Raw genomic sequence first — 5,163 nt, forward strand, 5'->3', positions numbered from 1 at the left:
GCACGATTGGATATGTGTCACCCTTTGAGTTTGAAAAGCGGTATTATGATAATTTAACCCTGTCAGGCATCGCTGCCTGACTCAAGTAGATCAGCCTCCGATATAGTCGGGGCGGTTCAGACTGTTGCAAAGGCACACTTATTCCAAACTTAAACACACCCTGTGTAATTGTAATAGATAACGCCAGGTTTTATAAATACAAACGCACTAGGTTAGTAAATATTGAACCTGATAAGTCCTTGATAGAGCAAGCAAAGAAGCGTATGGATATATCGCGCAACTACTACAATGTATTATTTAAATAATTGCCAAACTAAGAGAGAAATATTATGCGCGGAGTTAATAAAGTCATCATCATCGGGAACCTCGGTGCAGATCCCGAGGCACGTCAATTTAATAACGGCGGTAGTGTTACCAATATATCAGTAGCGACCTCTGAGCAATGGACTGATAAACAGAGTGGCGAAAAAAGAGAAGCGACCGAATGGCATCGTGTTTCACTATTCAATCGTTTAGGTGAAATCGCCGCTCAGTATCTGCGTAAAGGTAGCAAGGTCTATATTGAGGGTAGCTTACGCACTCGTAAGTACCAAGCCCCTGACGGTAGCGACCGTTATGCGACTGAAATTCGCGCTGACCAGATGCAGATGCTAGATAGTAATGACGATAACAACAGAAAAATCAGTCATCCAGACCGTCAAAAGCCTCAGAACGACCAGCAATCACCCAATAATAAAATAAATAACAACAATGTTAATCAGGGGCTTCCACCTGGGCCAGTAGATGACGATATTCCCTTCGCTCCCCACTTTGACGGTCAGTTTTAAAATTTTGAGAATAACCATCAAATCCTTTGAACAACTTGTATCAACTAATTGGTGAAGTGATGGCTCAAAAAAGAAGTATCTGAGTTTAGGCACTCCAATGCGATTCAGCTATGCTAAAAAAATCATAGAGACAAACTTGGTAAACTAATGAATTGATGAGGAGTTTGCCATGGTAACCCTCCCAAACTTAAGACACCTAATAAATAGAGTTAAGCTGCCTGACTCAAGTAAAAATGTTTCCGACATACTCAGGATAGTTACCGTTCAATTTAATTTTGAGTAAGATGAATAGCTTCATAAGATTCTATAAAATGCCAGCCACCATGCCTATGAAGGTTTTGCAAAATTAAATTATTCTGATATGTTTTAAAGGATACTCATAGTGCCTACAGCCGATTTTCAGCTCAAATTTCTAAGGCGTATTCAATGGTTACTTGAGTCTAGCTCTTACACCTCTACCTATAAGTTTGCATTATTAATGGCGGTAACAAACCTTTCTATAGAGTCTGCTGCTAGTGATAATAGAGAGTGTAGTATGTCATATGAAGAGTTAGCTGAGCAGTTTGTTCAGCTTTACTGGACACAAACACTGCCGTTTTCACATCAAGATGATGACTCTGTGTTGAAACAAAGTAATGCAGGGGGTCAAGCTAAGGTTATTACTAGCATACTGAAGTTGCAACAAGAGACTAAAACTACCAGCATACGTATAGCTCGGACGCGTAGTATTGAAAAGTGGCAGTCAACGATTAAAGAGGTTGCTCAGACCATTAAAAATAACCCTGCGAAATACCTACAAAGTGCACAAGACAAGGTCACTCGCGAATTTCTATATGTTTATAATCCTAAAGAAAATGCGATAGTATTGATGCCTGGAATCGCATATTGTTTTACCCGTTTCAGTCAGATAATTCATAAACTCTGTCAGCAATACTGGACTGAGTTTGTGCGTAAGAACCGTCACAATCAACCTTATTTTAGCGATGATATTGACCTACAACAATTTCTATTTCATCAATCAAGACAAAGCTTAAAGATCTTGGAGTCCATATTAATTGATAGCCAACAAGGGCAGTGCTTCTATTGTCATAAAGCTTTAAAAAATAATATCGAGGTCGATCATTTTATTCCTTGGTCGAAATACCCCATTGATACCACTCATAATTTCGTACTCACTGATCATCGCTGCAACAACAGCAAACGGGATTATCTTGCTGAAGAGCTGTTCTATGAGAAGTGGCTAGAGCGCAATCAACAACACGGTCATACGATTGAACAGCAAGCAAAAACCATAGGCTTTATAACCAATCAGCAACGCTCAGAGACGATTAGCCAGTGGGCTTATCAAATAGCGGTGGAACATGAGGATTTAGTCTGGTCACCAAAACCAAGTATAAAGTTGCGGCCAATTAATCCTGATGCATTACCACAGCTTAGAGCCTAATAAATAGATATGTCACCTTATGACCAAACGAGCCTCTAAAAGCACCCTTAACTATTATGATGAAAATGCCGTTGAGTTTGCTTATCAAACGGTAAGCATAGATATGCATGATTTATACGAGCTGTTTATTAGTCAGCTCCCTCAAAGAGATACGCAGTCTGTTTTAGATGTGGGCTGTGGCTCAGGTAGGGATGCAAATTACTTTGCTAGGCAGGGTTATGACGTAACAGCGATAGATACCAGCGTCGAATTAATTCAGTGGGCTCAGAAGCACCATATGTCTAGCAGAATTGGTTGGGTTAACTTGGATTTTAGCAGTATTGAAAAGCAGGCTTGGGAAAATAAGTTTACTGGCATTTGGGCTTGTGCCTCATTGCTACACGTGCCATTTCTTGAGCTGCCTTTCGTTATAAAGTCATTATTAAAAACCTTGAATGATGATGGAGTGATGTACTTATCATTTAAATATGGGGAAGGGGAGCGAGTAGATGAGGAGCGCTTCTTTTGTGATATGAATGAATCACGCTGGACAACCATTGTTGCTAACATACCGCAAGTGATTGAATACGATATCTGGTTGTCGGCCGATAAAAGAGCCGACTGTAAAGATGCATGGCTTAATGTGATGATCAAACGAGAAAATAATCCTATTAGAAGTTCTGTAAAATGATGACTAACAACTGACAATAACTGATATAAAGCTTGGCGGGTAGATATGAGTGAGTCAATGGAACTTTTAAGGTTGTTCGAGTCAAATGGCCGAATGAATAAATACCAAAAGTTATTTAAACAGCTCATCTATGTTCTGTCAGAAGAAAATATTGAGTATGTGATTATTGGCACACTTGCCTACTCAGAGTATGCACCGCCTCGTGCGACCACCAATATTAATTTCATGATCTCTGAAAATGACTGCTGCAAATTTGAAAGCGTCCTTAAAGAGTATGGAATTGATTTTATATGGAATGCCCACCAACAGCTCATCATTACTGTCAAAGATGATAGTGATGAAACTAAAAAATATCCTCTCGCACTTTCATTCCAAATCACCCCTAAAGGTCTTACATTTAATCAGCCTATATCTAAAGAGATATTTGGTATGGCTGATGTACCTGTTGCTAGCCCTGAAGCATTAGTAGCTTTATGGTGTGTGGCAGTCAGTAAGGGATATTCTAAGTCTTATTACGATGCCCAAATGATGATTAAGCTAAAGTTAGCAGATGTTGATAGATGCATTGCTGTGATTGAAAGTCTTCATGAAACTAATGCCAATAAAGTATTGCGCTCAATTCTCACAGGTAATGCTATGTATGTCGATACGATCAATATGGATGAGGCGCTGATGATGCCGTCTGAACTAATCCAAACTCATGAAGAGATTGAGCTGGCTAAAGCTCATCGCTATAACGCTGCGCAAGAGCGTCGGCGTCAATTGCACGAAGGGATAAAACATGTAAAATAATACTATGATTTGCGCTTTTATTATACTGAGGTTATAAGCCTTTAAAATGGACGAATAATAAAAGTGCATCGCTTGATGCTACTTATATTTACGCAGACTACTCTAGAGCATTCTTACAAGCCTGAGCTAAATAAGGAGCAACGGTATCTTGTTTCAATAGCCACTTCAAATATCCAGCACCATCCGAGTGAGTCGCTAAATCTGCAATAGCCTCACCCTTGTGCTTACCAAAACTTAAGTGCGTGGGTACACGCGCTATTTCGCTAAATTCATATAAGCTCTCCACATCACTTATCTCATGGCCTTGGCTATTCGCCAAGTCAATCAGACTACCAAGCACCAGCTCAGTGAAGTAAATATCAGCAATGGCAGCATGAGCATCTCTTGCTTGAGCACGGGCTATATCACGGTGAAAGTGGTAGAGGAGGGATACTAGCTTATGGCTTTCAAGCGTAGGAAGCAGGAAGTTAGCCATCGCATTGGTACATATTAATTTAGGCGTATGAGTTACGCCCGCATTTTTAAGAACGGCCATATCAAAATCAATATTGTGACCAATCAAATACGCAACACTGCTAGGTAATTTGAAGTCTGTATGAGGTGGTTCATCTGCAACATCCTCATCACAGATATGTGATATCGCCATAGAGCCCAAGCTGATTTCTTTAAGTGGGTTAAAACGCTTCGCTCTTGGTGCCTGTAATACAGTCACCTTGCCATTAATGATATCAACAATAGAGTAGGCGGCCTCAGTCATGTGTGGCTCAATAAGCCCTGTGGTTTCTGTGTCGAGTATGTATGTCGTCATAATTGGCCTTGATAGATATGAGGAGCTTAGAAGTATGCTATAGGTGGTGCTATTATAACAGTCTATTTTAAGTGGTCTATTAATAGGTTTAAAGGGCAAAATAACTGGTTCCACTAGGGTATAGTCTAATGATTGATAGTTCCAGTTACACTAACCCGTTTTTAAAACATATACCTTATATTTTAATGAGTTAATAATAATGAAAAATTGGCAAGCAATCGCACTATGTCTTTCTATAATAGTCTCAGTAGCAGCATCTGCTTTCTATCTTAAATACGAGCCAAAAACACTAGTAGCAACTAATTTTGGAACAGTTGATTTAGGCAAGGTATTTGCTGAAAAAGTTATGATTGATATTGTTTTGATAGACCATTCTGGCAATGAAGAGAGCTTTGTGGATGGAATTAACTTTTACAACTCATCAAGACCTATAGTTAATGCTCTAGTAGAATTAAACAACCGTCGAAATAGTAGTGGTGTAGAGAGTAAGTATCAAACAAGTTACTGAACCGCCCCGGGATTGTCGGAGACCTAATATTCTGAGAGAATACGACAATGAAAAGACAAACCTATACTCCTGAGATTAAAGAACGCGCCGTTCGCATGCTGATTGAAGCGGCAG

At 39.6% G+C, this 5,163-nt stretch carries 5 protein-coding genes and 1 pseudogene; 5 read left to right on the plus strand and 1 reads right to left on the minus strand.

Features of this window, described 5'->3' with window-relative positions:
* Positions 1–329 precede the first annotated feature (329 nt).
* From ssb to ACP69U_RS13560, 4 genes and pseudogenes are all read left to right on the plus strand, one after another.
* A pseudogene (ssb, locus tag ACP69U_RS13545) lies at positions 330–761 on the plus strand (single-stranded DNA-binding protein); the annotation flags it as partial.
* Positions 762–1,209: 448 nt separating this feature from the next.
* Positions 1,210–2,271 carry an HNH endonuclease gene (locus ACP69U_RS13550; protein ID WP_426138805.1) on the plus strand — a complete coding sequence of 354 codons (1,062 nt, stop codon included), beginning with the start codon at positions 1,210–1,212 and terminating at the stop codon, positions 2,269–2,271.
* Positions 2,272–2,290: 19 nt separating this feature from the next.
* The gene (locus tag ACP69U_RS13555; protein ID WP_426138806.1) at positions 2,291–2,941 is read left to right on the plus strand and encodes a class I SAM-dependent methyltransferase; all 651 of its coding nucleotides are present in this window, start codon (positions 2,291–2,293) and stop codon (positions 2,939–2,941) included.
* 45 nt (positions 2,942–2,986) lie between these two features.
* Complete coding sequence (locus ACP69U_RS13560) at positions 2,987–3,733, plus strand: hypothetical protein (protein WP_426138807.1); 747 nt, start codon at positions 2,987–2,989, stop codon at positions 3,731–3,733.
* 97 nt (positions 3,734–3,830) lie between these two features.
* Here ACP69U_RS13560 and ACP69U_RS13565 read toward each other — a convergent pair whose 3' ends face one another.
* Positions 3,831–4,541 carry a 3'-5' exonuclease gene (locus ACP69U_RS13565; protein WP_426138808.1) on the minus strand — a complete coding sequence of 237 codons (711 nt, stop codon included), beginning with the start codon at positions 4,539–4,541 and terminating at the stop codon, positions 3,831–3,833.
* Positions 4,542–4,740: 199 nt separating this feature from the next.
* Between ACP69U_RS13565 and ACP69U_RS13570 the strand changes: the two genes are divergently transcribed.
* Positions 4,741–5,049: a hypothetical protein gene (locus ACP69U_RS13570; RefSeq protein WP_426138809.1), complete on the plus strand. Its 309-nt coding sequence runs from the start codon at positions 4,741–4,743 to the stop codon at positions 5,047–5,049.
* Positions 5,050–5,163 lie beyond the last annotated feature (114 nt).

This window comes from Psychrobacter sp. TWR1-1-1 (assembly GCF_049895865.1).
GTDB lineage: Bacteria > Pseudomonadota > Gammaproteobacteria > Pseudomonadales > Moraxellaceae > Psychrobacter > Psychrobacter immobilis_A.